Origin of the sequence: Bacillus sp. FSL K6-1106, assembly GCF_038005245.1 — a bacterium.
Lineage (GTDB): Bacteria > Bacillota > Bacilli > Bacillales > Bacillaceae > Bacillus > Bacillus altitudinis.
Genome location: NZ_JBBOSV010000001.1, coordinates 22949 through 45973 on the forward strand (window position 1 = coordinate 22949; position 23025 = coordinate 45973).

Consider the following 23025-nt stretch of genomic DNA (forward strand, 5'->3'; position numbering starts at 1 on the left):
AAGATCATGCCAAAAGAGATATTTATGCCGAAGCTAAGCAGTACGATGGAGATCGGTACCTTGCTTCAATGGTTTAAAGAAGAAGGAGATTCGGTTGAAATCGGTGAGCCTCTATTTGAGATTATGACAGACAAAATCAATATCGAGGTTGAAGCCTATGATGATGGCGTTTTTCTAAAGAAATATTACGAAGCAGATGATCAGATTCCAGTTAATGCTGTCATTGGATATATCGGAGAGGCTAATGAGCAGGTACCGAGCGAGCCGCCAGCGCAGTCAGAAGAAGCATCTTCTGAAGACAGCGGAACGTCATCACCATCTGAACCATCTGTTTCGACTGAAGTTGAACCAGCGGTGGGTGAGAAAGTACGCGCAACACCTGCAGCGAGAAAAACGGCAAAAGATCACCAAGTAGCCATTCAAGAAGTATCTGGTACAGGACCAAAAGGCAGAATTCAAAAACGGGATGTCGAAGCGGCCCTTCAGACGAACGAGGAAGGCCAACGCGTATCACCACTTGCAGGAAAAGTGGCTGCTCGTGAAGGAATCGACTTAGCGAATGTTGCTGGTTCTGGCGCTCACGGAAAAATCATGAAGAGTGATGTGACAGCAGCAGGCGCACAAAAGGCAGAGGCTGCTCCAGTGAGAACACAAAAACTAGCCGGGATGAGAAAAGTGATCGCAGATCGCATGTCACAAAGTGCCTTTACAGCGCCGCACGTCACATTAACAAGTGAAATTGATATGACAAAAGCAAAAGAAGTGCGCAAACAGCTGCTCCCAGCGATTGAAAAAGAGACAGGCTACAGATTGTCGTTTACAGAAATCATCATCCATGCGGTCAGCAGTGTCCTCACGCGCCATCCGCAAATCAATATGACGTTTGAACAAAATGAGCTCCATTTCCATGAGGATGTGCACATTGGTCTTGCGGTTGCTGTGAAAGACGGCTTAATGGTTCCGGTCATCTCTCATGCAAATCAAAAAGGGCTGAAACAGCTCACAAAAGAAGCAAAAGAAATTGGTCGAAATGCACGCGATCAAAAGCTGCTGCCAGACCAGTTGAAGGGGTCTACATTTACCATTAGTAACTTAGGGATGTATGCCATTGACACGTTTACCCCAATTATTAATCAGCCGGAAGTGGCGATTTTAGGTGTTGGACGCATTCAAGAAAAACCTGTAGTGATCGATGGAGAAATTCAGGTGCGGCCAATGATGGGCGTCAGCTTATCATTTGATCATCGAGTGGTAGATGGTGCACCAGCAGCAGCCTTTTTAACAGACCTTAAAAAAGTGCTTGAACAACCATTTGAATTGCTAATGTAGGAGATGAATCGGATGACAAAAACGTATGATCTGACAGTCATTGGCGGAGGGCCTGGCGGATACACTGCCGCCCTTCAAGCCGCTGAACGTGGACACAAAGTTGCATTGATTGAAGAGGATTTTCTAGGGGGGACTTGTTTAAATCGAGGCTGTATCCCTTCAAAGACACTGCTCAAACATGCAGAAGTCATTGAATCCATTGAGAAAGCAAAAAGCTGGGGAATCGAAACAGGTGAGATGGTTCTTTCCTTCGATAAAATGAGAAAACGTAAAGATGATGTCATCGAAAAACTCAGGGGCGGAATCGCCTTTTTATTAAAGCAAGGAAAGATTGATGTATATAACGGCAGAGGCACAGCTGTGACAAAAAATCGTATTGACATTGAAAAACAAGATGGATCAGAAACGATTGAAACAAAAGAGCTGATCATTGCCACTGGCTCATCACCTGCTATTCCGCCTATTCCAGGGCTCAAAGAGATTCAATTTGACACAAGTGATACGATCTTTGACATCCCAGATATTCCTGCATCTGTCGTCATTATTGGCGGGGGTGTAATTGGTCTTGAGCTGGCATGCATCTTCCAGAGTCTCCAATCAAAAGTCACCATTATAGAAGCCGCTCCGTCGATTATTCCGCAGGAAGATGAAGAAGCGGCGAAATTACTAGAAAAAGAATTGAAGAAAAAAGGCATCCATATCGCAAAGAAAACGACGGTGACAGAGGTAACAGAAAGCGAAGGAGTCAAAGCGATTCATGCGACAGACGATAAAGGAGAGACGCACATCTTTACGGCTGAAAGACTGCTAGTTTGCGTCGGAAGAAGACCAAATGTCTCTGCTGTCAGTCAGCTTGATCTTCAGCTGGATGGTCCTTTTATTAAAGTAAACGACGAGATGAAGACAAGTGTTGAAGGTGTATATGCAATTGGAGATGTAGCCGGCGGCTATCAGCTCGCTCATGCGGCGATGGCAGAGGCAGCCGTTGCGGTCAGCAATATATGCGGCGAACCTGAAAGAATGAATCACGACATCGTTCCTAGATGTATTTATACATTGCCAGAGGTAGCGAGTGTTGGACTGACTGAGAAAGAGGCGAAAGCGAAAGGGCTGAACGTGCGGGCAGAGCGATTTGATTTAGCTGCAAGCGGAAAAGCGTTGGCAGCAGGTGTTCAAACCGGTTTTATTAAACTCGTGTACGATACCGTATATGGTGAAGTCATTGGCGCTACAATGGTTGGTCCGCATGTAACGGAGATGATATCAGAGGCTTCCTCATTTATGTATTTAGAAGGAACAGCGGAAGAGATGGCCAAAATGATTCACCCGCATCCAACCATCTCAGAAGGCTTTTATGAAGCAGCTCTTGATATTGTAAGTAAGCTGAGAAAATAAATGCCAAATAAGGGATAGGGAGGAGATCCGTGTGCACGTCCAGCTTCATCAGAAAGTGGCACTTGTGACAGATAGCACAGATGGATTTGGAGAAGCCATCTGCCTAGCTTTGGCCCAGGCAGGTGCACATGTTTTCATACACGCTTTTCGTGATGAATCAAAAGCAAAGTCGATAAGCGAAGACATTGAAAAATTAGGCGGCCAATCGACTGTTGTCATCAATCCGCTTGAGACACCGCGTGATGCTACGCTTATGCTAAGACAAGTCATCGATACATGCGGCAAGCTTGATATTTTAGTCAATCAAGCCGAGCAAAAAGCAGATGGGGGGATTAATGACGTAAGTCCTGAGATATGGGTCGATGAAGTGGAAAGATCCGTAAATACAGTCTTTCTTTCCAGTCAAGCCGCTGTGTGGCATATGGTGGATCAGAAGCAGGGCTGCATCATTAATATTTCCTCATCAGGCAGCATAACAGGTGATGGCGGGATCTCACATGCTACATCAAATAGTATGTTGAATGCCATGACAAAAGGATTAGCGCGCGAATTTAAAGACAAAGGCATCCGAGTATTGGCACTACTTCCGCCGCCTCTCCATTTGCTTCCTGACAAAGAGCAAATCAAGGAGACGGTGGCTCATATGACGGTTTTCTTAAGTACGTCGTACGGTGCATTTACAGATGGAGCAGCAATTATGCTTGATGGGGGTGAGAGCGCTGGCTAATCAACAAAAACCAGTTCTCATCGTAGGTGGCGCCCAAGGAATCGGCAAAGAAATTGCTCAGCGTTTTTTAAAAGAAGGGCATCGTGTAGCTGTGTCAGATATAGATAAACAGGGACTTTCGCTTTTAAAACAACAGCATCCTCAGCTGCTGACGTTCCAAGCTGACGTTTCATCGTGGGAAAGTGTTCAGCAAATGGCGTCAGCAGCTGAAAGGGAGTTGGGTGGCATTGGGCATCTTGTCTATTCAGCAGGAATGACGAAATCCCTTCCTTTTTTAGAGGTTGATTTTTCACTTTGGAAAAAGACACTGGCTGTGAATCTATATGGTCTTTTCTACTGCATTAAAGCATTAGCACCCTATCTATGTGAGCGGAAAGAAGGCAGCGTCGTCATTATTGGATCAGGATCTGCGATAACAGGCTCTGGCGGCGGCATCCAGTATTACGCGTCAAAAGCCGGGGCATTTGGTCTCATGCGTTCGCTTGTAAAGGAATTGGGTTCCCATCATGTCCGCATCAATGTCATTGCACCGCGCGTCATTGAATCTCAGATGCTTGATACGCTCTATCCGACTGAGCTTGAGAAAAGTCAGCTTCGATCCCTTATTCCTATCGGGAGATTAGGAAAACCAGAAGATATTGCTGGAGTCACTTTATTTCTCGCAAGTGACGAGGGAAGCTATTTGCACGGACAGATACTCTTATTAGATGGCGGGAGAACGTATCAGCCTAAATATAGCGAGGGAAAAAGAGCGGAGAGTTAATCGCTCTTTTTTTATTTTCATAACAATTGTTCCAATTAGAAACGAATGTTTGGTATACTGGTAATCATAGTATATTAAAAGGATGATGTCACATGCTGAATTGGGAAGAAAGACGACAGCTCGTCAAGGTTGCTCATCTTTATTATACAGACGGGTGGACGCAGCAGGAGATTGCAAAAAAGCTCAATGTCTCAAGACCAGTCATTTCAAAGCTCTTACAAAAAGCAAAAGATGTGGGAATCGTTGAAGTGTACATTAAAGACGAAAGTATTCATACAGTGGAACTTGAAAAGCAGCTGGAAACGACCTTTCAATTAACGGATGCTGTCGTTGTCCCAAGTGTCGGGACAATGTCTGAGATGGTCAAACGGGCAGTCGGTCAAGCGGGCGCCTATTATCTGTCTAAAAACATGAAAGGCGCTGAGAAAATCGGTATTTCATGGGGAACCACACTTGCCGAGCTCGTCAAGGAATATCCATTTGAGCGAAGAAACGATGTCAAAGTCATTCCTTTAGAGGGCGGAATGGGCAGGCAGGCAGTCGACATTCACGCGAATCAGCTGGCATATGAGCTGGCAAAGAAGATGAATGGTACGTGCTCCTATTTATATGCACCTGCGATTTTAGAAACAGAAGAATTAAAAGAGCGGCTGATGGCGATGCAGGACATAGAAGCTGTGCTTGAAGAAGGCAGAAATGTTGATATTGCCCTGATCGGTATTGGGAATCCCCATAAAGGCTCTACATTGAAAACAGTCGGTTATTTAAAAGAAGAAGATTTGTCTGGTTTAAGGCAATCAGGAGCTGTTGGTGATATTGGTTTTCGTTTCTTTGACGGGGAAGGGAAACCAGTCCAAGATGAGCTGAACCAAAAGGTGATTGGATTATCGTTAGAACAATTAAAGAGCGTGAAAAAAGTCATCGCCGTTGTGGAAGGAACCCATAAGGCTGAAAGTATTTTAGGAGCCTTAAACGGCGGCTTTATTCAGGTGCTCGTCACCGATGAATTGACTGCGGCAGCTATTTTAAAGGAAGCATCTGTCCAATAAACAGCTGACAGCCATCGTATTGTATAAAAAGAGCAACATCAAACGAGAAAGGAGCTGTGTATCTTGAAGCAAACCGAAATGGAAGCAAACCTACACTGTACTCGGTGCCAAGAAGAGACCCTCCACAGCATCGTTTATGTGAATGATCAGATGAAAAGCGTTGAGTGTACAGAGTGTCATCAGAAGATCAGTGTGCAAGTCGACATCATGAAGGAATTTTACAAAGAAGTATATGAAAAAATTGCCACAAAGCCGAAGCGGATGACGCAGGAGTATAAGGCGAATCTGAATGGATTTATTTCAAGACTCCCCATCCGGGTTTTAAGTAAGCCATACCGGCTGATGAGATATTTAAACGAATCTTATAAGGTCATTAAGCAATATAAAAAATAAAGCAGAGGCTGTCTTAGCGCTCTGCTTTATTTTGTGTTTTTTTCATGTAGTAATAAATCGGCAGTCCGGCAATGCCGATCAGCATGGAGATCAGGCAGCTTTGCCAATCGGTGATCATGGTGCTGATTAAGACAAAGAAAGAGCCGATAATCGCAATGATCGGTGTGAGCGGGTAAAGTGGTACGCTATAAGCGCGCTTCATTCCCTTGTTTTGTTTTCTTAACTTAAAGACAGCGAAAAAGGCCATCACATAAAAGATGTAAATCATGAAAATCGAAACCTCTGACAGCTTCTCGGGATTACTGACGATCATAAACACAATGGCAATCAAAATCTGTACAAATACAGCGATCCAAGGTGTTTGAAAAGTAGGATGAATGCGTGAAATGGCTTTGGCAAACGGAATTTGTTTTCGTTCTGCCATCGCAAAAATGACACGCGGGAACGAAAGAACCTTTCCATTCAAACAGCCAAAGATACTAATGATGATTCCGATACTAATAATTTTACCGCCAATTGGACCAAAGAGCATTGTAGCAGCTGTGCTTGTTGCATTTTCACCTAGTTGAACGATTTGATCAGCTGGTAACACATGCAAAAGGGCGATGTTAATAAAGAGATAACATGCTGTGACAATTAAAATACCGCCTGCCATCGCACGAGGAAGCAGTTTCTCTGGATTTTTCATTTCACCGCCAAGCGCTGCAAGCAAAATCCAGCCATCATAGGCGAATAATGTTGCCAAAATTGCTGCACCGAAGTTCATTTGTGCGATACTCTCATTGACGGCTGTGAAAATATGTTCATTTCCTTTCCATAAGCCAAACACAATAATTGCTGCAATTGGAACAAGCTTTCCGATCGTGGTCAGTCCTTGGACAAAACCACCGTATTTCGTTCCCATGATGTTGATCACACATAAAAAAAGAACGGTGATAATGCCAATGGTTGTAGCCCATATAGATGAAAGAGAAAATAAATTAGCTAATAATGAACCAAAATAAAGACCAAGAGCACCAATAATCGCTGGCCCGTAAATAATAATTTGCACCCAGCCACATAAGTAGCCCCAAAATTCACCGTATACTTCTTCAAGATAGGCATATAAACCGCCAGTACGTGGGATTTGTGTACCAATTTCAGCGACTGTGAGTCCGCCTGCAAGGGTTAAGATCCCGCCTAACAGCCATGCGGATAAGGCGATGCCTGAGCTTCCTGAATAAGAAAGGACGTTGCCAGGCTTCATAAAAACGCCAGATCCAATAATTGTTCCGATGACAAGAGATAGGGCAAAAAATAAGCCGATGTCTTGTTTTAACGCTGGTTGTTCTTTGTTCATTACACACGACCTCCTGCATCACTTTCGTACGTTACTGTGACATGTATTTTGTTCATTGTAATACGATTTTAGGAAAACAAGAATTAAAAAAATTTTCTGATTTTCGTATTTGTATTTAAAAGTGTTCATTTATTGGAGATATTAGGATGAATGTTATCTTAAAAGCGAACAATATAAGAATATTTTTGGTGTAATGTTAATTTAATGGGCGAAAACCGAACATCCAATAAAGATGCAGTCGAATGGTTGACTTTTCTTCTAAAATGACCTATTTTATTCATAAGGATATTATCTTGAATTCGAGATGTTTTATAATAGGAGTGAACACAATGAAAATAAATGGGATTCACCACGTATCAGCACTAACAGCAAATGCTCAGAAAAACGTTGATTTCTACCGCCAAATCCTTGGCTTAAAACTGGTGAAAAAAACAGTCAATCAAGATGATCCATCGATGTATCATCTATTTTATGGAGATGAGGTCGCCTCACCTGGTACAGAGCTGACGTTTTTTGAAATACCGATGCTCGCCCGCCGGCTGGACGGAACAAATGCGATCTCACGCACAGGTCTGATTGTCTCTTCAGAAGAGGCAATCACCTTTTGGGAAAAGCGCTTTGAAGAAAAAGGTGTAAAGAAAGAAACAGCTTCTTTAAGAGGCGGCAGACCTGCCTTGAAATTTACAGATCCAGAAGGACAGCAGCTGTTTTTGACTGTAGAACCAAGCGTGCAAGATGGAACGAAGCCGCCAGTGCATGATGAGATTCCTGCTGATTTTGCGATCAGAGGTTTGGGACCAGTAGAATTAACAGTCGCAGAAGCAGATAAAACGATCAGTGTGTTAACGAGCATCCTTGGTTTCACAGAAAAAGCACGTGAACAATCAAATGATGGGGAAATCGTGACGATTTTTGAATCAGGACAAGGCGGAGCTGGAACAGAGATTCATGTCATTGAAAAAGCAGAAGGACCTGCTGAGCGATCTGGCAGAGGGAGTGTTCATCACGTAGCTTTTCGTGTAGCGGACGCAGAAGAGCTTGAAAAATGGCATGATAAAATAGCCAAAGCCGGTTTCACCAACTCTGGTGTTGTAGAACGTTTTTATTTTAAAGCCCTATATTTTAGAGAGCCAAACGGCATTTTGTTTGAAATCTCAACAGACGGTCCGGGATTTACAGTGGATGAAAGCGTGGATGAGCTTGGTGATCAATTAGCACTTCCACCATTTTTAGAGCACAAACGAGCAGAAATTGAACAAAGATTAGTCCCAATCAAGTGAACATGAAAAAAGCAGCTCAATTTTATGAGCTGCTTTTTTCGTTAAGAACTGACTTGCTTTGATTCAGATTGTGTTAATGTCACTTGTTTTGTTTCTTCTTTTCCATTACGAACGAGTGTGATGCTGATGGTATCTCCTACTTTTGCATTCGTGTAAAGCTCGTGGCGTAATTCACTGCCGGTTGTCACTTTTTTGCCATTGATGGCGGTGATGACATCCTCTGCCTTTAATCCAGCTTTTGCAGCAGGTGAGCCAGCAGCGATTTCTTTTACGTACACGCCTTTATCGAGCTGATTGCTTGTCAGTCCAAGCGTTTCCTTCTGATAAGCTTCTGGTACTTGTTCGAGATCCAGCATGCTGATACCGATATAAGGTCGTTCGATTTTTCCTTTTGTGAGAAGCTGCTCTGCAATTGGTTTGACATCATTGATTGGGAGCGCAAACCCGATACCTTCCACACCTGTTTCAGAAATTTTCATACTGGTGATCCCCACAACCTTTCCGTCTGTTGTTAAAAGCGGTCCGCCGCTGTTACCGGGGTTAATGGCGGCATCTGTTTGAATGACATTAATACTGCTTTCGCCAGCTGATGTATCCATAGAAACTGTTCGATCGACACCGCTGACAATTCCTTGTGTCACTGTTCTTGATAAATCTTCACCAAGCGGGTTTCCGATTGCGATGACGGTTTCTCCCGCACGAAGGGATGAGGAGTCTCCAAGTTCAGCGACTTTTGTAACGCCGCTGCTGCTAATTTCCACGACAGCAAGATCAGTCAGCGGGTCAGAACCAACCACTTTTCCTGCTACCGTCTTGCCATTATGCAAGGAGACTGTTAATTTATTTGCTCCTTCAATCACATGGTTGTTTGTTAATACATAGGCTTTACTGCCGGATTTTTTGAAAATAACCCCTGATCCGGTACCGCTTTCTTGTTCTTGACTGCTGCTGTTTTGATTTTGCTGTGATCCATCAAAAGGTGTGTTCATATCGCCAAAATCTGTGGTTGTTTGACTTTGTGTTTGATAGTTTGTAATGCCGACGATGGCTGGTGATACGTTTTCAACCATATTTGAAATACTGCTGGTCGAATTCGATGTTTGTGACGCTGTTGTTTTTGACGAATTTGTACTTGTATCATTTGTCGATACAGCGGCTGTTTTCGTTGACGAATCAGTTGAATGATTTTCTGAATGCTGAGCATATGGAGTTAGAACGTAAACACCTAACGCTAACGTACCTCCTACAATCCCGCTGACAAATGGCTTCAGCCAGCCACTTGGCTTCTTCTGCTTTTGTTTCGGCTGTTCAATGGTTTGTAATTCATAAGAAGTGTGTTTTTCATCTTTGTGATGTGTCATCAAAATCACTCTCTTTCATCGATTTTTACATGTATGTGTGTAAGGTGATTGACCGTATGTGGTGGATACTGACTTTATCGTAAGAAAAAAGTGTGGGATAAAAATGAAAACATTGTGGGAAATTGTTAAAATAAGTAGTGAATCTAAGCAAAATAGAGGAGATTAAACTGTGGAGACTATTGGAATCATTGGATATGGAAGTATGGCAGATATGATGGTACAAAAATGGCTGGACAAAGGAGTACTTCATGCCAGTCAGTTTATGATCCATACAAGAAGTGAAACGGAGCAGCTGCAACAGCTGAAAGAGAAGAACCAGCATGTCAACATTTGCTCTTTAGATGACATCTCTGCATCATGTGATGTCGTGTTTGTTTGTGTACCACCGCTTGCTGTACTTGATGTCTTAGATCAGCTGAGCCCCGCAAAGACATCTCTTCATATCGTATCAGTGGCAGCGGCTGTCACGTTAGACAAATTAATGCAACATACGAATCAGCCGGTTTCTAGATACATTCCCACTTTGACATCAGCCGTAGGGACGGGTGTATCCCTTGTGGCGCATGGTGAAACCGCTGGGCAGGAGGCACAAGAACGACTCCACCGGCTGCTTTCAGCTTTTAGTATCGTCAGGGAAGTGGAAGAGGACCGGTTTGATGCGGCGAGTAATTTGACAAGCTCTTCTCCGGGCTTTATTGCAGCAATCTTTGAAGAAATGGCGAGAGCCGCTGTTCGGAATAGTGAGCTGTCTTTAGAAGAAGCCTATGAATTTTTAACATATGCGCTGCTCGGTACAGGACAAGTTCTTGTTGAACGAGGACTGACATTTGCTGAAACGGTGAATAGGGTCGCAACAAAAGGCGGGATTACAGGAGAAGGCGCTGCAGTCATCCAGCAGCAGGCACCGCAAATGTTCGATGACTTGTTTACACAAACGATGAAAAAATATGCGCAGCTAAAATCGCAAATCGATGAAGCAGACAAACACCACTAAAGACATAGCTAGTGGTGTTTTTTCTGTCAAATAAATCCTTTATCATCAATGCTTTTGACCTGTATTACCTGAGTCTAATTACCTTATTTTCAGACATTGTATTGAAAAATCAATCAAGTTCTCATATAATTTTTTAGAAAATTTAGAAAAATATACACAAATTTTAAGTTTAATTAAAGGGGGATGGGGATGAAGCTCTATGTATCAGTCGATATGGAGGGAATTACTGGTCTAGCTGATCATACATTTGTTGATAGCCGCCAGCACAATTATGAGCGCGGGAGAAAAATCATGACAGGTGAAGTGAACGCCTGTGTAGAAGCTCTTCTTACACATGGGGCGACCGATATTTTAGTGAATGATAGCCATTCTAAAATGAATAATCTGTTGATTGAAGATTTGCATGAGGAAGCATCTCTCATATCAGGCGATGTAAAGCCTTATTCAATGGTTCAAGGATTAGATCAAACGTATGATGCCGCTGTTTTTTTAGGCTACCATGCGAGGGCATCAATGAAAGGTGTGATGTCTCACAGTATGATTTTTGGTGTCAGACATTTTTACATAAATGATCATCCAGTTGGTGAAATGGGCTTTAATGCGTATGTCGCAGGCTATTATGGTGTTCCGGTCATTCTTGTATGTGGAGACGATCAAGCGGCACTTGAAGCCGAAAAGTTAATGCCTGGCGTGAAAACAGTGGCGGTGAAAGAAACCATTTCAAGATCTGCTGTGAAATGCTTAACACCAGCGAAAGTAAGCACCCTCATCTCGCAGCAAGTGGAAGCTGCCATGAAACAAATTCATCAAATGAAGCCGCTCACGCCTCCTGAGCAGCCAGTGCTGAAAATCGAGTTTGCCAATTATGGACAAGCCGAATGGGCGAATTTAATGCCAGGTACGGCCATCATCGAAGGGACAACAACGGTGACGTACCAAGCAGAGAATATATTAGAAGCCTACCAAGCGATGCTTGTCATGACAGAGCTTGCCGCACGTACAACATTTTGTTAAGCGAGGGGGAGACAGCAGATGGCCAGCTTTTTGCTCAAGCGTTTGATTGCCATGATTGCCACGATTTTAACCATCACAACTTTAACGTTTATTTTAATGAAGGTCATCCCAGGATCGCCCTTCAATGAAGAACGAAATACAAACGAAACTGTCCAGCGAAACCTCGAAAGCTACTATCACTTAGACGAACCACTCTATGTTCAATATATGATCTATTTAAAATCCATCGTTACTTTTGATTTTGGTCCTTCCATTAAAAAGCCTTCTGAAAGTGTCAATGATTTATTGGCGAGAGGTTTTCCAGTCTCATTAGAACTTGGTCTTATCTCTATTTTGATTGCTGTCATCTCCGGTATCTTGCTCGGAATCATGGCTGCCCTCCGGCATAATGGCTTGATTGATTATATCGCCATGACGATTGCTGTTTTCGGTATATCCATACCAAACTTTATCTTTGCTACCTTATTAATTCAGCAGCTTGCTGTGAATGTAAAGCTCTTTCCTACAGCGATGTGGACAAGTCCAATGCATATGGTGCTTCCTACCATTGCACTGGCGGTAGGTCCAATGGCGATCATTGCCCGGTTAACGAGATCGAGCATGATAGAAGTGCTGTCGCAGGACTATATTCGAACTGCAAAAGCGAAAGGACTTTCCCCTTATAAAATTGTGTTTAAACATGCCCTGCGGAATGCACTTTTACCTGTTGTCACGATCCTTGGCACACTTGTCGCAAGTATTTTAACAGGCAGTTTTGTGATTGAAAAAATATTTGCGATCCCTGGAATGGGAAAATACTTTGTTGAGAGTATTAATAATCGTGACTATCCTGTCATCATGGGAACCACTGTTTTTTACAGCATCATCTTAATTACCCTTCTTTTCATTGTAGATGTGACATATCGTCTGCTTGATCCAAGGATCCAGCTGCATCAGAAAGGAGGAAAGGCATGAGTATACACCTTCAGCATGATCAAACGAATCAAGCACATGAAGTGCCAGATGAATGGTTTGCTCCTAAAGAACAAAAGACATCTGAAGTCCATGCCATTAAAAGACCCTCACTTTCGTATTGGGCAGATACTTGGCGACGGTTAAAACAAAATAAACTCGCTATGTTTAGTTTATCGGTGCTGATTTTTCTTTTCGTCATGGCTGTATTAGGCCCACTCCTTGCACCGAATAGTGTGACAGAACAGCGGCTTTCCATGCAAAACTTGCCACCGTCAGCTGCTCACTGGTTTGGAACAGATGAACTTGGACGTGATGTGTTTACACGTACTTGGTACGGCGCACGCATTTCATTATTTGTGGGCGTGATGGCCGCTCTCATTGATTTTGCAATCGGTGTCATCTATGGCGGTATTGCAGGCTATAAAGGCGGGAAGTATGATCATGTCATGATGCGGATCGTCGAGGTTCTTTACGGTCTGCCGTATTTACTCGTCGTCATTTTATTGATGGTTCTGATGGGGCCTGGGCTTGTCACTATTATTGTGGCGCTCACTGTCACAGGATGGATTGGGATGGCAAGAATCGTGAGAGGTCAAGTCCTTCAGCTGAAAAGCCAAGAATATGTCCTTGCCTCGAAAACCTTTGGCGCAAAAAGTCTGCGCATCATCCGCAGAAATTTACTGCCGAATACGATGGGACCGATTATTGTCCAGATGACGCTAACTGTACCGACAGCGATTTTTGCTGAAGCATTCTTAAGTTTTCTCGGTTTAGGCATTCAAGCGCCGTTTGCAAGCTGGGGTGTGATGGCCAATGATGCCTTGCCGACGGTGCTGTCAGATAATGGTCACTGGTGGCGTTTATTCTTTCCGGCATTTTTTATTTCGCTGACGATGTTTTGCTTTAATAATTTAGGTGATGGCTTGCAAGATGCGCTTGATCCGAAGATGAAGAGGTGATGGCGTGATGAAAAAAATGCTTCGGATTATCGATCTGCATGTTAGCTTTCGGACATATGGCGGTTCTGTTCAAGCGGTACGCGGGGTGAATGTGGATGTGTATGAAAAAGAAACCCTCGCCATTGTCGGAGAATCAGGCTGCGGAAAAAGTGTGACGTCTCAAAGTATCATGCGGCTTCTCCCTGCATACAGTGCACAAGTCGATCAAGGGGAAATTTGGTTTCGTGATCGCAACTTGCTGTCATTATCTGAAAAAGACATGCGAAGCATACGTGGTGTCGATATCTCCATGATTTTTCAAGATCCTATGACGGCACTCAATCCGACGCTGACAATTGGAGATCAGCTGATGGAGGCTGCAAAAGTGCATCAGAAGTTGACAAAAAAAGAAGTGAAAGAAGAGGCGCTTCGTATGCTTGATTTGGTGGGGATTCCGCAGCCGAAAGAGAGGCTGAAGCAATATCCGCATCAATTCAGCGGTGGCATGAGGCAGCGGCTCATGATTGCAATGGCTCTTATTTGTGAGCCGAAGGTGCTGATTGCAGATGAACCGACAACTGCACTAGATGTCACCATACAGGCGCAGATTTTAGAACTATTTAAAGAGATTCAGAAAAAAACAGGCGTGACGATTATTTTAATCACACATGACCTAGGGGTCGTAGCACAAGTCGCTGATCGAGTGGCTGTCATGTACGGGGGGAAAATCGTTGAAGTTGGGACAAGGCGAGATATCTTTTACAGTCCACAGCATCCCTATACAAAAGGGCTGCTGCAATCCGTTCCAAGGCTGGATATGAAAGATGAACTCATTCCTATTGAAGGAAGCCCGCCAGATTTATTTGCTCCGCCAAAAGGTTGTCCATATACCGATCGATGTCCGTCTGCGATGAAAGTGTGTGATCATATTATGCCGTATGAAACGCAGCGTTCACCTACACATGCAGTACATTGCTGGCTTCAAGATGAACGAGCGAAGCAAACGGTTTTATCTTCAACACAAAGGGGGAGTTTTTCATGAGAAAAACAGGTTGGATTCTCAGTATGTGCTTTATCGCAGTGATGCTGCTTGCAGGATGTACAGCCAATGAGCAAGCAGGTAAAGGATCTTCAAGCAAGGGGGAAGAGAAAGTTTTAACATTAAATAACGAAAACGAACCGACATCATTTGATCCGCCCATTGGTTTTAATAATGTGTCCTGGCAAGGGCTCAATAACTTAATGGAGGGATTAACGAGACTGAATGAGAAGCACGAACCATCTGCTGCCATGGCGGAAAAATGGGACATCTCAAAGGACGGAAAAACGTACACGTTCCATTTAAGGGACGGGATAAAGTGGTCAAATGGTGATCCAGTCAAAGCAAGTGACTTTGAATATGCGTGGAAGCGGCTGCTAGATCCAAAGACGGGCTCTTCTGCGGCATTCTTAGCTTATATGATTGAAGGGGGCGAAGCGTTTAACAGCGGAAAAGGGAAGAAAGAAGATGTAAAAGTCAAGGCTGTTAATGATCAAACGCTAGAAGTCAAGCTAGCATACCCGCAGAAATCTTTCTTAAATATGACGGCAAACCCTGCCTTTTTTCCAGTGAATGAGAAGGTAGTGGAAAAGGACCCGAACTGGGCCAAGGATGTGAAAACCTTTGTCGGCAATGGACCGTTTAAGCTGACAGAGTGGAAGCATGATGAAAGCTTTACAATGGAAAAAAGTGACACGTATTGGGACAAACAAACGGTCAAGCTAGACCAAGTGAAATGGCTCATGATCAGTGACCGAAACACAGATTACCAAATGTATCAATCAGGAGATTTAGATACGGCCTTCGTTCCGGCAGAACAAAGTGAAGACCTGTTAAAAAGCAAAGATGTGCAAATTGAGGATCAAGCAGGGCTGTTTTTTTATCGTCTAAATGTCAACATGGAGCCTTTTCAAAATAAGAACATTCGCAAAGCCTTTCAAATGGCGATCAATCCTCAGGATATTGTAGAGTATGTGACGAAAAATGAAGAGAAGCCAGCACGTGCCTTCGTTTCACCAGGAATTTTAGATTCAAAGGGTGAAGATTTCAGAGAAGCTGGCGGCGATCTTGTCAAACATGATACGAGTGAAGCTGTAAAACTATTAGAAAAAGGGTTGAAGGAAGAGAACTATTCAAAGCTGCCGCCCGTCACATTAACATATAGTACAAAGCCTGAAAATAAGAAAAAAGCAGAAGCTATTCAGCAACAATTAAAAGAAGCGCTAGGGGTAGATGTGAAGCTTGCCAACATGGAAGCAAATGTGTTTGCAGAAGATCAAAAGGCACTCAAATTCCAATTCTCGCAAAGTTCATTTCTAGCTGACTATGCAGATCCAATCAATTTCTTAGAGAGCTTCCAAACAGGAAATGCGATGAACCGGACAGGTTGGTCAAATGATACGTATGATCAGCTGATCAAAAAGGCGAGTCAAGAAGCAGATGAACAAAAGAGAAATCGTATGCTGCATGATGCCGAGGCACTTCTGATGGAAGAAGCACCGATCATTCCCATTCATTTTTATAACCAAGTCTATTTACAAAAAGAAGGCGTAAAGGGCATTGTCCGTCATCCGGTTGGTTACATTGATTTGAAATGGGCACAGGTAGATGGAGAGTAAATGAAAAAATGAGAGAACGGGACGCTTTGTAAAAAGCGTCTGTTCCTTTATTTGTTCATGTTATGAAGAAGATGCCCATAGATTGAAAGAAACGAAGAGAAAGAGGGGATTGGCATGAACCAGCTGCCAGTGGCACTTCAAACAGGAGATACAGTGGGAATCATTGCACCAGCAAGCCCGCCTGATGAGCTGAAATTAGCAAGAGGTATTTCTTTTTTAGAAAGCTTAGGGCTAAAGGTGAAAAAGGGGAAGTATATCGACTCCCGGTATGGTTATTTAGCAGGTCATGATCATGAACGAGTGGAAGATATTCATCACATGTTTCAAGATCCAGACGTGAAGGCAGTGATTTGTGCTTGCGGAGGATACGGAACAGGAAGAATTGCAGAAGCCATTGATTATGACTTGATTCGCCGGAACCCAAAAATCTTTTGGGGATACAGTGATATTACGTTTTTACATACAGCCATTCAGCAGCAGACGGGTCTTGTGACCTTTCATGGTCCAATGCTCTCCTCTGATGTGGGACTTGAAGAGGTTCATCCGTATACAAAGGATACCTTTTTACAGCTATTCACTCCAAAAGCCTTTTCGTATACGAACCACCTGTCACCTCTTCACACTTTTTATCATGGCACGGCTTCAGGCGAAATCACCGGAGGAAATCTTGCCCTTATTGTCACGACACTTGGTACACCTTTTGAAATTGATACAAAGGGGAAGCTTTTATTGATAGAAGATATTGACGAAGAACCATATAAAATCGATCGAATGATGCAGCACCTAGCCTCTGCAGGAAAATTACATGATGCGGCGGGATTTATCATTGGTGATTTTCATCAATGTGAGCCGAAAAAGAAAGAGCAGTCGTTGACGCTCGATCAGTTATGGGAGACGTATATTGTCCCGCAACAGAAACCTGCACTTGGCGGTTTTCGGATCGGTCATTCATCTCCAAACTTCGCCATTCCAATCGGCGTGCAGGCTACATTAGATGCTACAGGGAAAAAACTGCATATTTCCCCAGGTGTTGCAGCGAAAGAGGCGATCAAATGAAAATCGTAGATGTTCGCACATGCAGAACGACTGTACCGCTAAAGAAGCCTTTCAAAACAGCATTAAGAACGGTGTATGACGCGGCATCTCTTATTGTGATCATCACCTATGATCAAGGTGATGTCAGCTATGGAGAGGCAGTGCCGACATCGGTCATTACAGGTGAAACACTGGAAAGCATCGACTATGCTATTTGCGCTGTGATGAGGCCGCTCTTGATTGGGGCCTCATTGTCACAATATGAACAAATCTTTTCAGCGATCGAACGTGTACTTGTAGGGAACACGAGTGCAAAGGCTGCAATAGATATGGCGATTTACGATGGTTTAGCGAAGCAGGCTGGCCTGCCGCTTTATCAATATCTTGGTGGTTATCGTAATCAGCTGGAAACGGATTACACGGTTAGTGTCAACCGTCCACTAGAAATGGCAGAGGATGCGAAGCAATATGCAGCTGAAGGCTTTCGTACCTTAAAGATCAAAGTGGGAAAAGATGATATAGATACGGATATTCAGCGGATCAAACGGATTCGAGAAAAAGTCGGGCCGGATATTCAAATCAGGCTTGACGCCAACCAAGGCTGGACATGGAAGGAAGCGATTGTCGCCATTCGAAAAATGGAGGCACTCGATATTGAACTAGTCGAGCAGCCAGTGCCTAAAGAAGACATCGAGGGTCTGCGCCGGGTGACGGAAGCAACAGACACATTGATTATGGCAGATGAAAGTATTTTTAGCCTCCATGATGCCATCAAGGTGTTAGAAACGAGAAGCTGTGATCTCATCAACTTAAAATTAATGAAAACAGGTGGTATCAAAAAAGCGCTGAAAATCAATAGTTTAGCAGAAGCATACGGCGTCAAGTGCATGGTTGGCAGTATGATCGAATCAAAACTAGGGATTACCGCAGCCGCTCATCTTGCTGCAAGCCAACCGAATATTACCCGTTACGATTTTGATGCGCCGCTTATGCTAAAAGAGGACTTAATAGACGGAGGAATTATCTATCAAGGAAAAGATATTCTCTTTCCACCGCATCATGGGTTAGGCATTCAAAGAGTGAAAGGGGTCTTATGATGTTATATGAATCAAAGGTTCCAGTCGCAAATATATGGACAGCACCGCAGTCGCCGAGAGAAATGGATCGACACGTTCTTCAAAGTTCCGTCCAGATCAAAGAATGGATTGATGAGCAAACATATGAACAGAAATTGGCCTTATGTGAAGAAAACCTTATTCAAACCCAAGTACTGCTTGGCGAACGAGTCATTGGGCTGGAGGAGACAGATGGCTGGATGAAAGTTGTCATCCCGCAGCAGGCAAGCCGGAAACACCCGCAAGGCTATCCAGGTTATATCCCTGTAGAGCAATTAAATGAAGTATCAGAGAGTGAACCACCTGCTAGTCCCTTGATTGTTTGTCAGAAAAAAGCGGTTTTATATCAAAACGGAACACCGGATATGGAGGTTAGTTTTTTAACAGAACTAGCACCTGTTGAAGAAATGAGCGATTCCTTTGATGTTCTAACTCCAGTAGGAAGAAGAGAAATCAAAAAAGAAGATGTGCGCCGTGCTTCATCACCTTCTTCTATGAGCGGTAAGGATGCCTTAGCTATAGGAAAACAATTTATTGGACTGTCATATTTGTGGGGCGGCATGAGCAGCTATGGCTACGACTGTTCGGGTTTTGTTTACAGCATGTACAAAGCGTGTGGATGTTTATTACCGAGAGACGCAAGTGACCAAGCAGTTCAAGGAACTCCAGTCGCATCAAACCATTTGGCGCCAGGTGATCTCATGTTTTTTGCCAATGACAATGGGAAGGGAGCAGTTCGCCATGTAGGGATGTATGCTGGAGATGGCATGATGCTTCACTCACCTAAAACGGGCAGACAGATTGAACTCCTTTCTCTTTCTGGTACTTCATATGAACAGGAATGGGCAGGAACAAGGCGGTATTTGAAAGCTGAGAGGGGGAGATGTGATGGGAAGTGAACCACTTTTGCAAGTCAACAACTTAAAAAAGCATTTTCATCTATCGAAAGGAAGAACGTTAAAAGCATTAGATGGTGTCACCTTTCAGCTGAAACAAGGCGAAACCTTTGGTCTTGTTGGTGAGTCAGGCTGCGGTAAATCTACACTTGGAAAAGTGCTCATGCGGCTTTATGACCCGACAGAAGGTGAGGCTTTGTATGAAGGGAAAAGTCTCCATCACTTATCGAACCGAGAATCATTTGATTTCAATAGGCAAATTCAAATGGTGTTTCAAGATCCGTATTCTTCTTTAAATCCTAGGCTCTCTGTAAAAGATATTATGCTAGAACCGATGGAGATCCACCAATTGTATGGCAGTCAAAAGAAAAGACTCGAGCGTGTGAAGGAACTGCTTGAAGCGGTGGGGCTAAGTCATGATTTTGCTACACGCTATCCTCACGAATTCAGCGGAGGTCAGAGGCAAAGAATAGGGATTGCTAGAGCACTCGCCTTATCGCCAAAGTTTATTGTGGCAGATGAGCCGATTTCTGCACTAGATGTATCCGTTCAAGCTCAGGTCGTGAATTTGCTGAAAAAACTGCAAAAAGAAGAGGGATTGACGTTTTTATTTATTGCCCATGATTTATCGATGGTTAAATATATTAGCGATCGAATCGGTGTCATGTACTTAGGACATCTCGTGGAGATGACTAGCAGTGATGCTTTATATAAAACACCGCTTCATCCATATACACAAGCATTGCTGTCTGCTATCCCGATTCCAGATCCTGATGTGGAAGATAAACGCAAGCGGTTTATTTTAAAGGGAGAAATTCCAAGTCCAGTGAATCCGCCAAGCGGCTGCGTATTTCGGACAAGATGTCCTGCTGCAATGGATGTATGTGCGGACAAAAAGCCAGTATTACAAGCAGTCGAAGAAGGGCATGAAGTGGCTTGTCATTTATATGATAGGAAATAGATAGAGGGAAGAAGGTAAGCATTTAAAAAGCCAGCGAGTAGACAAGCTGGCTTTTTGGCTTTTATGAACGCCTAATAGGTAATGTACAGCATCTAAAAGAGCCGCCGGATTTAATGATTTCTGAAAAATCTACTTCAATGACGGTGTAGCCGTGGGCTGTTAATGCAGCATTTGTTTCTTGGTTGATTGGTAAGCTGATGACTTTTTTCTGACCAATGGACAACACATTTGGTCCAAGTGTGAACTGCTCTTGCTCACTTATTTCAATGAGATCATAATGCTTTTTGAGCATATGAAGATCCTTTTCCGTAAAAGCTTCAGGGTAAATCAAGATCTCATGATGAGAAAGAATATTCATCACACAATCAAGATGCAAAATGTGAGAAGGAAGATGAATAGGAATGATGTCGTGATTCGGCAGTTCTTTTTTGAGCTGCTGGATGGCGGCTAGATTTGTTCTTTTGCTGATCCCCACAAATACCCGGGTTTGGTCTACAAGCACATCGCCGCCTTCAATCGTTCCATCATCCAGCGTGATGGTTGTCCATCCTTTTGTCTGTGCCCATTCTTTTAAGGAATGTTCTTCTCCTTGTCTGACAGGGGCTGCCATGTTTGAAACAAATAAAGTCTGTCCAATTGTAAACCCAATATCCCGAGTGAAGACTTGTTCAGGGAAACGTTCATTTGCAGGAAGAAGGACAGGCCGGACATGATGGTTTTTCAGCGTTTGGATGAATTGTTTATGCTGCGTGAGGGCTTTGATTTGAGAAATATTTTCTCTTGCAAAATGCTTTTGGGTTTCATTGATGATCTGTTTAATTTCCATATAAATTGGACTGCATAAGAGGACTTCTTGTAAATCATCATATTCACTCATACATTGCGGCGTTTTATACACTTTCTCTGATTTCATAGAATCCATCAAAGGGCCTCCTTGTTTATCGATAGTTATATTATTCCTCCTTCTAGTAAATGTTGAAACATTTCCGAAAGAAAATCTCTCATGAGAGACTAAAGCAAAAAGTTTAGACAAACCTAATAGAATAGTGTTTAATAAAAGTCGTTCCGCATCAACGAAAACAGCAAGAAGGAGCTATGACGATGAGTGAAGAAAATTTCAAATACTGCAAGGAATCAAAAGTTGTGAAAACCAGCAGGGTATTCCCCCTCGATACGAATAACCACCAAACGTTATTTGGCGGGAAATTAATGAGTTATATAGATGACATTGCTTCCATCTCGGCAGCAAGACACAGCCGTAGTGAAACAGTCACCGCATCAATGGATTCAGTTGATTTTTTAGAGCCGATTGGACAGAAAGAGTCCGTCTGCTTAGAATCTTATGTGACATGGGTCGGCACATCTTCTATGGAAGTATTCGTCAAAGTCATTAAGGAAAACTTGATGTCTGGAGAGCGCAGACTCGCAGCAACTTCATTTCTTACCTTTGTCTCGCTTGATGAAAACGGGAAGCCAAAACGAGTTCCACAAGTCATGCCGGAAACAGAGGAAGAAATCATGCTTCATCAAACAGCGAAGCAGCGGGCAGAGGAAAGAAAAAGCCGCCGGAAGCATAGTAAAGCTTTGGCTGACGCACTTGGGACGGATAAGCCTTGGGCGTAAAAATCACCCTTTAAGCGGTGATTTTTTTCTGAGTCGGTATCTTGCATGGCAAGATAGTGTGTGGTAAGATCAAACTATCTTGTCATGCAAGGTACTGAAAGCGGAGGATCGATGATGACACAATCAACACAAATGCTAAAAGGAATTTTAGAGGGATGCCTGCTGTCGATTATTTCTGAAGGTGAAATTTATGGCTATGAAATGACAAAGAAGCTTGCTCACTATGGGTTTGATCAAATTAGTGAAGGTAGTATTTATCCGATCTTGCTGCGCATGCAAAAAGAACAGCTGGTCAGTACGTCCACAAAAGCATCGGCGAGTGGGCCGAAAAGGAAATACTATACGCTCACACAAAGAGGCGAAGAAGCGCTGACGGATTTTACCATGCGATGGAATGAGCTGTCAGGGAATGTAGAGCGATTATTACATAAAGGGAAGTGAGAAGATGGTAACAAAAGAAACGAGACACATCTTATTAGAGCTGCAACTCTATCTCATATCAAAAGGGAAAAATCAGGACGAGATCGACGAAGTGATGGATGAATTAACGACACACGCTGTCGAAGCTGAGAAAGATGGGAAAACAGGGGAAGATGTATTTGGCGGAGATCCACGGGGCTTTGCTGACGAGCTAGCGAAAGAGCTCTCTAGAAATCATAAAGACTGGGTTCCGTTTGTCAGTGCTTTTTTAATTGGATCTCTTTTTTACATGATGTTAGCAGATGCCATCAGTCAAAGTTTATCATATTCTTGGTATGCACTCATTGGTTATCCGCTAATCATAGTGGCCAATGTGATCATGACCATTGTGATGTTTAGGGCTTCTGCCTTTCAAACAAGCAGGAGGGCATTCTTTTACTTTTGGATATTAGGTGTTTTTCAGATGACAGCCTTGATCACAGTGAAATTATTGGACCAAAAACTTGGTACTCCTTTACTTGTGCTGACCTCGAGCCAAAGATGGGGCGTCATTCTTCTGTTGCTGCTGTGTATTGTCTTATTGAATGCCATATTAAAGGCGAATATGATGTCGCTCATTCCGTTGATCTTCTTTGGACCGCAACTCCTATTCGAATGGCTTGGATGGACATCACCTCTCATGCTTCTTTTCACAAGTCTGGTATCCATTGTCATTTTAATCTTGCTCACAATCGCTTTTTTACGGAAAACAAACAAGAAAAATGAACATTTAATGTAGATA

23 protein-coding genes are annotated in these 23025 nt (G+C 43.2%); 20 read left to right on the forward strand and 3 right to left on the reverse strand.

The window, feature by feature from the left end:
• The first annotated feature begins 6 nt into the window (after positions 1-6).
• The 6 genes from MHI20_RS00135 to MHI20_RS00160 all read left to right on the forward strand — a co-directional run bounded on the left by MHI20_RS00135 (position 7) and on the right by MHI20_RS00160 (position 5656).
• Positions 7-1329 (forward strand): dihydrolipoamide acetyltransferase family protein, encoded by a 1323-nt coding sequence (locus tag MHI20_RS00135; protein WP_045034934.1) that lies wholly within the window; start codon positions 7-9, stop codon positions 1327-1329.
• A gap of 12 nt (positions 1330-1341) precedes the next feature.
• On the forward strand, positions 1342-2724 hold the full coding sequence (lpdA, locus tag MHI20_RS00140) for a dihydrolipoyl dehydrogenase (protein WP_045034935.1): 1383 nt from the start codon (positions 1342-1344) through the stop codon (positions 2722-2724).
• Positions 2725-2755: 31 nt separating this feature from the next.
• Positions 2756-3451, forward strand: coding sequence for an SDR family NAD(P)-dependent oxidoreductase (locus MHI20_RS00145; RefSeq protein WP_268431435.1), 696 nt, complete (start codon positions 2756-2758; stop codon positions 3449-3451).
• The gene (locus tag MHI20_RS00150; RefSeq protein ID WP_327859506.1) at positions 3429-4214 is read left to right on the forward strand and encodes an SDR family NAD(P)-dependent oxidoreductase; all 786 of its coding nucleotides are present in this window, start codon (positions 3429-3431) and stop codon (positions 4212-4214) included. Before MHI20_RS00145 ends, MHI20_RS00150 begins: the two co-directional genes overlap by 23 nt.
• A gap of 92 nt (positions 4215-4306) precedes the next feature.
• Entirely contained in the window at positions 4307-5263 is a 957-nt protein-coding gene (locus tag MHI20_RS00155; protein ID WP_007498849.1) for a sugar-binding transcriptional regulator, read from the forward strand.
• A gap of 63 nt (positions 5264-5326) precedes the next feature.
• Positions 5327-5656, forward strand: a complete 330-nt coding sequence (locus MHI20_RS00160) for a hypothetical protein (RefSeq protein ID WP_024719605.1) — start codon at positions 5327-5329, stop codon at positions 5654-5656.
• A 13-nt stretch (positions 5657-5669) separates the two neighbouring features.
• Here MHI20_RS00160 and MHI20_RS00165 read toward each other — a convergent pair whose 3' ends face one another.
• On the reverse strand, positions 5670-6995 hold the full coding sequence (locus MHI20_RS00165; RefSeq protein WP_268356844.1) for an APC family permease: 1326 nt from the start codon (positions 6993-6995) through the stop codon (positions 5670-5672).
• 329 nt (positions 6996-7324) lie between these two features.
• On the opposite strand from MHI20_RS00165, the gene MHI20_RS00170 reads away from it, so the two are divergent.
• On the forward strand, positions 7325-8275 hold the full coding sequence (locus tag MHI20_RS00170; protein ID WP_340936204.1) for a ring-cleaving dioxygenase: 951 nt from the start codon (positions 7325-7327) through the stop codon (positions 8273-8275).
• Between the two features lie 41 nt (positions 8276-8316).
• Here the strand turns inward: MHI20_RS00170 and MHI20_RS00175 are convergent, their stop codons facing one another.
• Positions 8317-9636, reverse strand: coding sequence for a S1C family serine protease (locus tag MHI20_RS00175; RefSeq protein ID WP_268356845.1), 1320 nt, complete (start codon positions 9634-9636; stop codon positions 8317-8319).
• 169 nt (positions 9637-9805) lie between these two features.
• On the opposite strand from MHI20_RS00175, the gene proG reads away from it, so the two are divergent.
• From proG to MHI20_RS00225, 10 genes are all read left to right on the forward strand, one after another.
• The gene (gene proG / locus MHI20_RS00180) at positions 9806-10630 is read left to right on the forward strand and encodes a pyrroline-5-carboxylate reductase ProG (RefSeq protein WP_100324906.1); all 825 of its coding nucleotides are present in this window, start codon (positions 9806-9808) and stop codon (positions 10628-10630) included.
• Between the two features lie 189 nt (positions 10631-10819).
• Positions 10820-11644 (forward strand): M55 family metallopeptidase, encoded by an 825-nt coding sequence (locus tag MHI20_RS00185; protein WP_041092312.1) that lies wholly within the window; start codon positions 10820-10822, stop codon positions 11642-11644.
• 18 nt (positions 11645-11662) lie between these two features.
• Positions 11663-12598: an ABC transporter permease gene (locus tag MHI20_RS00190; RefSeq protein ID WP_008346233.1), complete on the forward strand. Its 936-nt coding sequence runs from the start codon at positions 11663-11665 to the stop codon at positions 12596-12598.
• Positions 12595-13557, forward strand: coding sequence for an ABC transporter permease (locus MHI20_RS00195; RefSeq protein WP_024719611.1), 963 nt, complete (start codon positions 12595-12597; stop codon positions 13555-13557). Before MHI20_RS00190 ends, MHI20_RS00195 begins: the two co-directional genes overlap by 4 nt.
• 7 nt (positions 13558-13564) lie before the next feature.
• The gene (locus tag MHI20_RS00200) at positions 13565-14578 is read left to right on the forward strand and encodes an ABC transporter ATP-binding protein (RefSeq protein WP_041507412.1); all 1014 of its coding nucleotides are present in this window, start codon (positions 13565-13567) and stop codon (positions 14576-14578) included.
• A complete protein-coding gene (locus tag MHI20_RS00205; RefSeq protein WP_041507411.1) occupies positions 14575-16194 on the forward strand; it encodes a peptide ABC transporter substrate-binding protein in 1620 nt (539 codons plus the stop codon). Before MHI20_RS00200 ends, MHI20_RS00205 begins: the two co-directional genes overlap by 4 nt.
• A 114-nt stretch (positions 16195-16308) precedes the next feature.
• The gene (locus tag MHI20_RS00210) at positions 16309-17250 is read left to right on the forward strand and encodes a S66 peptidase family protein (RefSeq protein ID WP_041507410.1); all 942 of its coding nucleotides are present in this window, start codon (positions 16309-16311) and stop codon (positions 17248-17250) included.
• Entirely contained in the window at positions 17247-18326 is a 1080-nt protein-coding gene (locus tag MHI20_RS00215) for an enolase C-terminal domain-like protein (protein ID WP_041507409.1), read from the forward strand. Before MHI20_RS00210 ends, MHI20_RS00215 begins: the two co-directional genes overlap by 4 nt.
• Positions 18326-19243 carry a C40 family peptidase gene (locus tag MHI20_RS00220; RefSeq protein ID WP_041507408.1) on the forward strand — a complete coding sequence of 306 codons (918 nt, stop codon included), beginning with the start codon at positions 18326-18328 and terminating at the stop codon, positions 19241-19243. Before MHI20_RS00215 ends, MHI20_RS00220 begins: the two co-directional genes overlap by 1 nt.
• Entirely contained in the window at positions 19233-20201 is a 969-nt protein-coding gene (locus tag MHI20_RS00225; protein WP_008346217.1) for an ABC transporter ATP-binding protein, read from the forward strand. The genes MHI20_RS00220 and MHI20_RS00225 overlap by 11 nt, the downstream gene beginning before the upstream one ends.
• 61 nt (positions 20202-20262) lie before the next feature.
• Here the strand turns inward: MHI20_RS00225 and MHI20_RS00230 are convergent, their stop codons facing one another.
• The gene (locus tag MHI20_RS00230; RefSeq protein ID WP_056407837.1) at positions 20263-21123 is read right to left on the reverse strand and encodes a dimethylarginine dimethylaminohydrolase family protein; all 861 of its coding nucleotides are present in this window, start codon (positions 21121-21123) and stop codon (positions 20263-20265) included.
• Between the two features lie 179 nt (positions 21124-21302).
• Between MHI20_RS00230 and MHI20_RS00235 the strand changes: the two genes are divergently transcribed.
• From MHI20_RS00235 to MHI20_RS00245, 3 genes are all read left to right on the forward strand, one after another.
• Positions 21303-21824 (forward strand): acyl-CoA thioesterase, encoded by a 522-nt coding sequence (locus MHI20_RS00235; RefSeq protein ID WP_008346212.1) that lies wholly within the window; start codon positions 21303-21305, stop codon positions 21822-21824.
• A 114-nt stretch (positions 21825-21938) separates the two neighbouring features.
• Positions 21939-22265, forward strand: a complete 327-nt coding sequence (locus MHI20_RS00240) for a PadR family transcriptional regulator (RefSeq protein WP_019743451.1) — start codon at positions 21939-21941, stop codon at positions 22263-22265.
• Positions 22266-22269: 4 nt separating this feature from the next.
• Entirely contained in the window at positions 22270-23022 is a 753-nt protein-coding gene (locus MHI20_RS00245) for an HAAS domain-containing protein (protein ID WP_041507406.1), read from the forward strand.
• Positions 23023-23025: the final 3 nt, after the last annotated feature.

What these genes read in the sequence shown, in the direction of transcription:
- MHI20_RS00135 (WP_045034934.1), top strand. Translation starts at nt 7, where the DNA reads ATGCCAAAAGAGATATTTATGCCGAAGCTAAGCAGTACGATGGAGATC.
- lpdA (WP_045034935.1), top strand. Translation starts at nt 1,342, where the DNA reads ATGACAAAAACGTATGATCTGACAGTCATTGGCGGAGGGCCTGGCGGA.
- MHI20_RS00150 (WP_327859506.1), top strand. Translation starts at nt 3,429, where the DNA reads ATGGGGGTGAGAGCGCTGGCTAATCAACAAAAACCAGTTCTCATCGTA.
- MHI20_RS00155 (WP_007498849.1), top strand. Translation starts at nt 4,307, where the DNA reads ATGCTGAATTGGGAAGAAAGACGACAGCTCGTCAAGGTTGCTCATCTT.
- MHI20_RS00165 (WP_268356844.1), bottom strand. Translation starts at nt 6,995, where the DNA reads ATGAACAAAGAACAACCAGCGTTAAAACAAGACATCGGCTTATTTTTT.
- MHI20_RS00170 (WP_340936204.1), top strand. Translation starts at nt 7,325, where the DNA reads ATGAAAATAAATGGGATTCACCACGTATCAGCACTAACAGCAAATGCT.
- MHI20_RS00175 (WP_268356845.1), bottom strand. Translation starts at nt 9,636, where the DNA reads ATGACACATCACAAAGATGAAAAACACACTTCTTATGAATTACAAACC.
- MHI20_RS00185 (WP_041092312.1), top strand. Translation starts at nt 10,820, where the DNA reads ATGAAGCTCTATGTATCAGTCGATATGGAGGGAATTACTGGTCTAGCT.
- MHI20_RS00190 (WP_008346233.1), top strand. Translation starts at nt 11,663, where the DNA reads ATGGCCAGCTTTTTGCTCAAGCGTTTGATTGCCATGATTGCCACGATT.
- MHI20_RS00195 (WP_024719611.1), top strand. Translation starts at nt 12,595, where the DNA reads ATGAGTATACACCTTCAGCATGATCAAACGAATCAAGCACATGAAGTG.
- MHI20_RS00200 (WP_041507412.1), top strand. Translation starts at nt 13,565, where the DNA reads ATGAAAAAAATGCTTCGGATTATCGATCTGCATGTTAGCTTTCGGACA.
- MHI20_RS00205 (WP_041507411.1), top strand. Translation starts at nt 14,575, where the DNA reads ATGAGAAAAACAGGTTGGATTCTCAGTATGTGCTTTATCGCAGTGATG.
- MHI20_RS00210 (WP_041507410.1), top strand. Translation starts at nt 16,309, where the DNA reads ATGAACCAGCTGCCAGTGGCACTTCAAACAGGAGATACAGTGGGAATC.
- MHI20_RS00215 (WP_041507409.1), top strand. Translation starts at nt 17,247, where the DNA reads ATGAAAATCGTAGATGTTCGCACATGCAGAACGACTGTACCGCTAAAG.
- MHI20_RS00220 (WP_041507408.1), top strand. Translation starts at nt 18,326, where the DNA reads ATGTTATATGAATCAAAGGTTCCAGTCGCAAATATATGGACAGCACCG.
- MHI20_RS00225 (WP_008346217.1), top strand. Translation starts at nt 19,233, where the DNA reads ATGGGAAGTGAACCACTTTTGCAAGTCAACAACTTAAAAAAGCATTTT.
- MHI20_RS00230 (WP_056407837.1), bottom strand. Translation starts at nt 21,123, where the DNA reads ATGGATTCTATGAAATCAGAGAAAGTGTATAAAACGCCGCAATGTATG.
- MHI20_RS00235 (WP_008346212.1), top strand. Translation starts at nt 21,303, where the DNA reads ATGAGTGAAGAAAATTTCAAATACTGCAAGGAATCAAAAGTTGTGAAA.
- MHI20_RS00240 (WP_019743451.1), top strand. Translation starts at nt 21,939, where the DNA reads ATGACACAATCAACACAAATGCTAAAAGGAATTTTAGAGGGATGCCTG.
- MHI20_RS00245 (WP_041507406.1), top strand. Translation starts at nt 22,270, where the DNA reads ATGGTAACAAAAGAAACGAGACACATCTTATTAGAGCTGCAACTCTAT.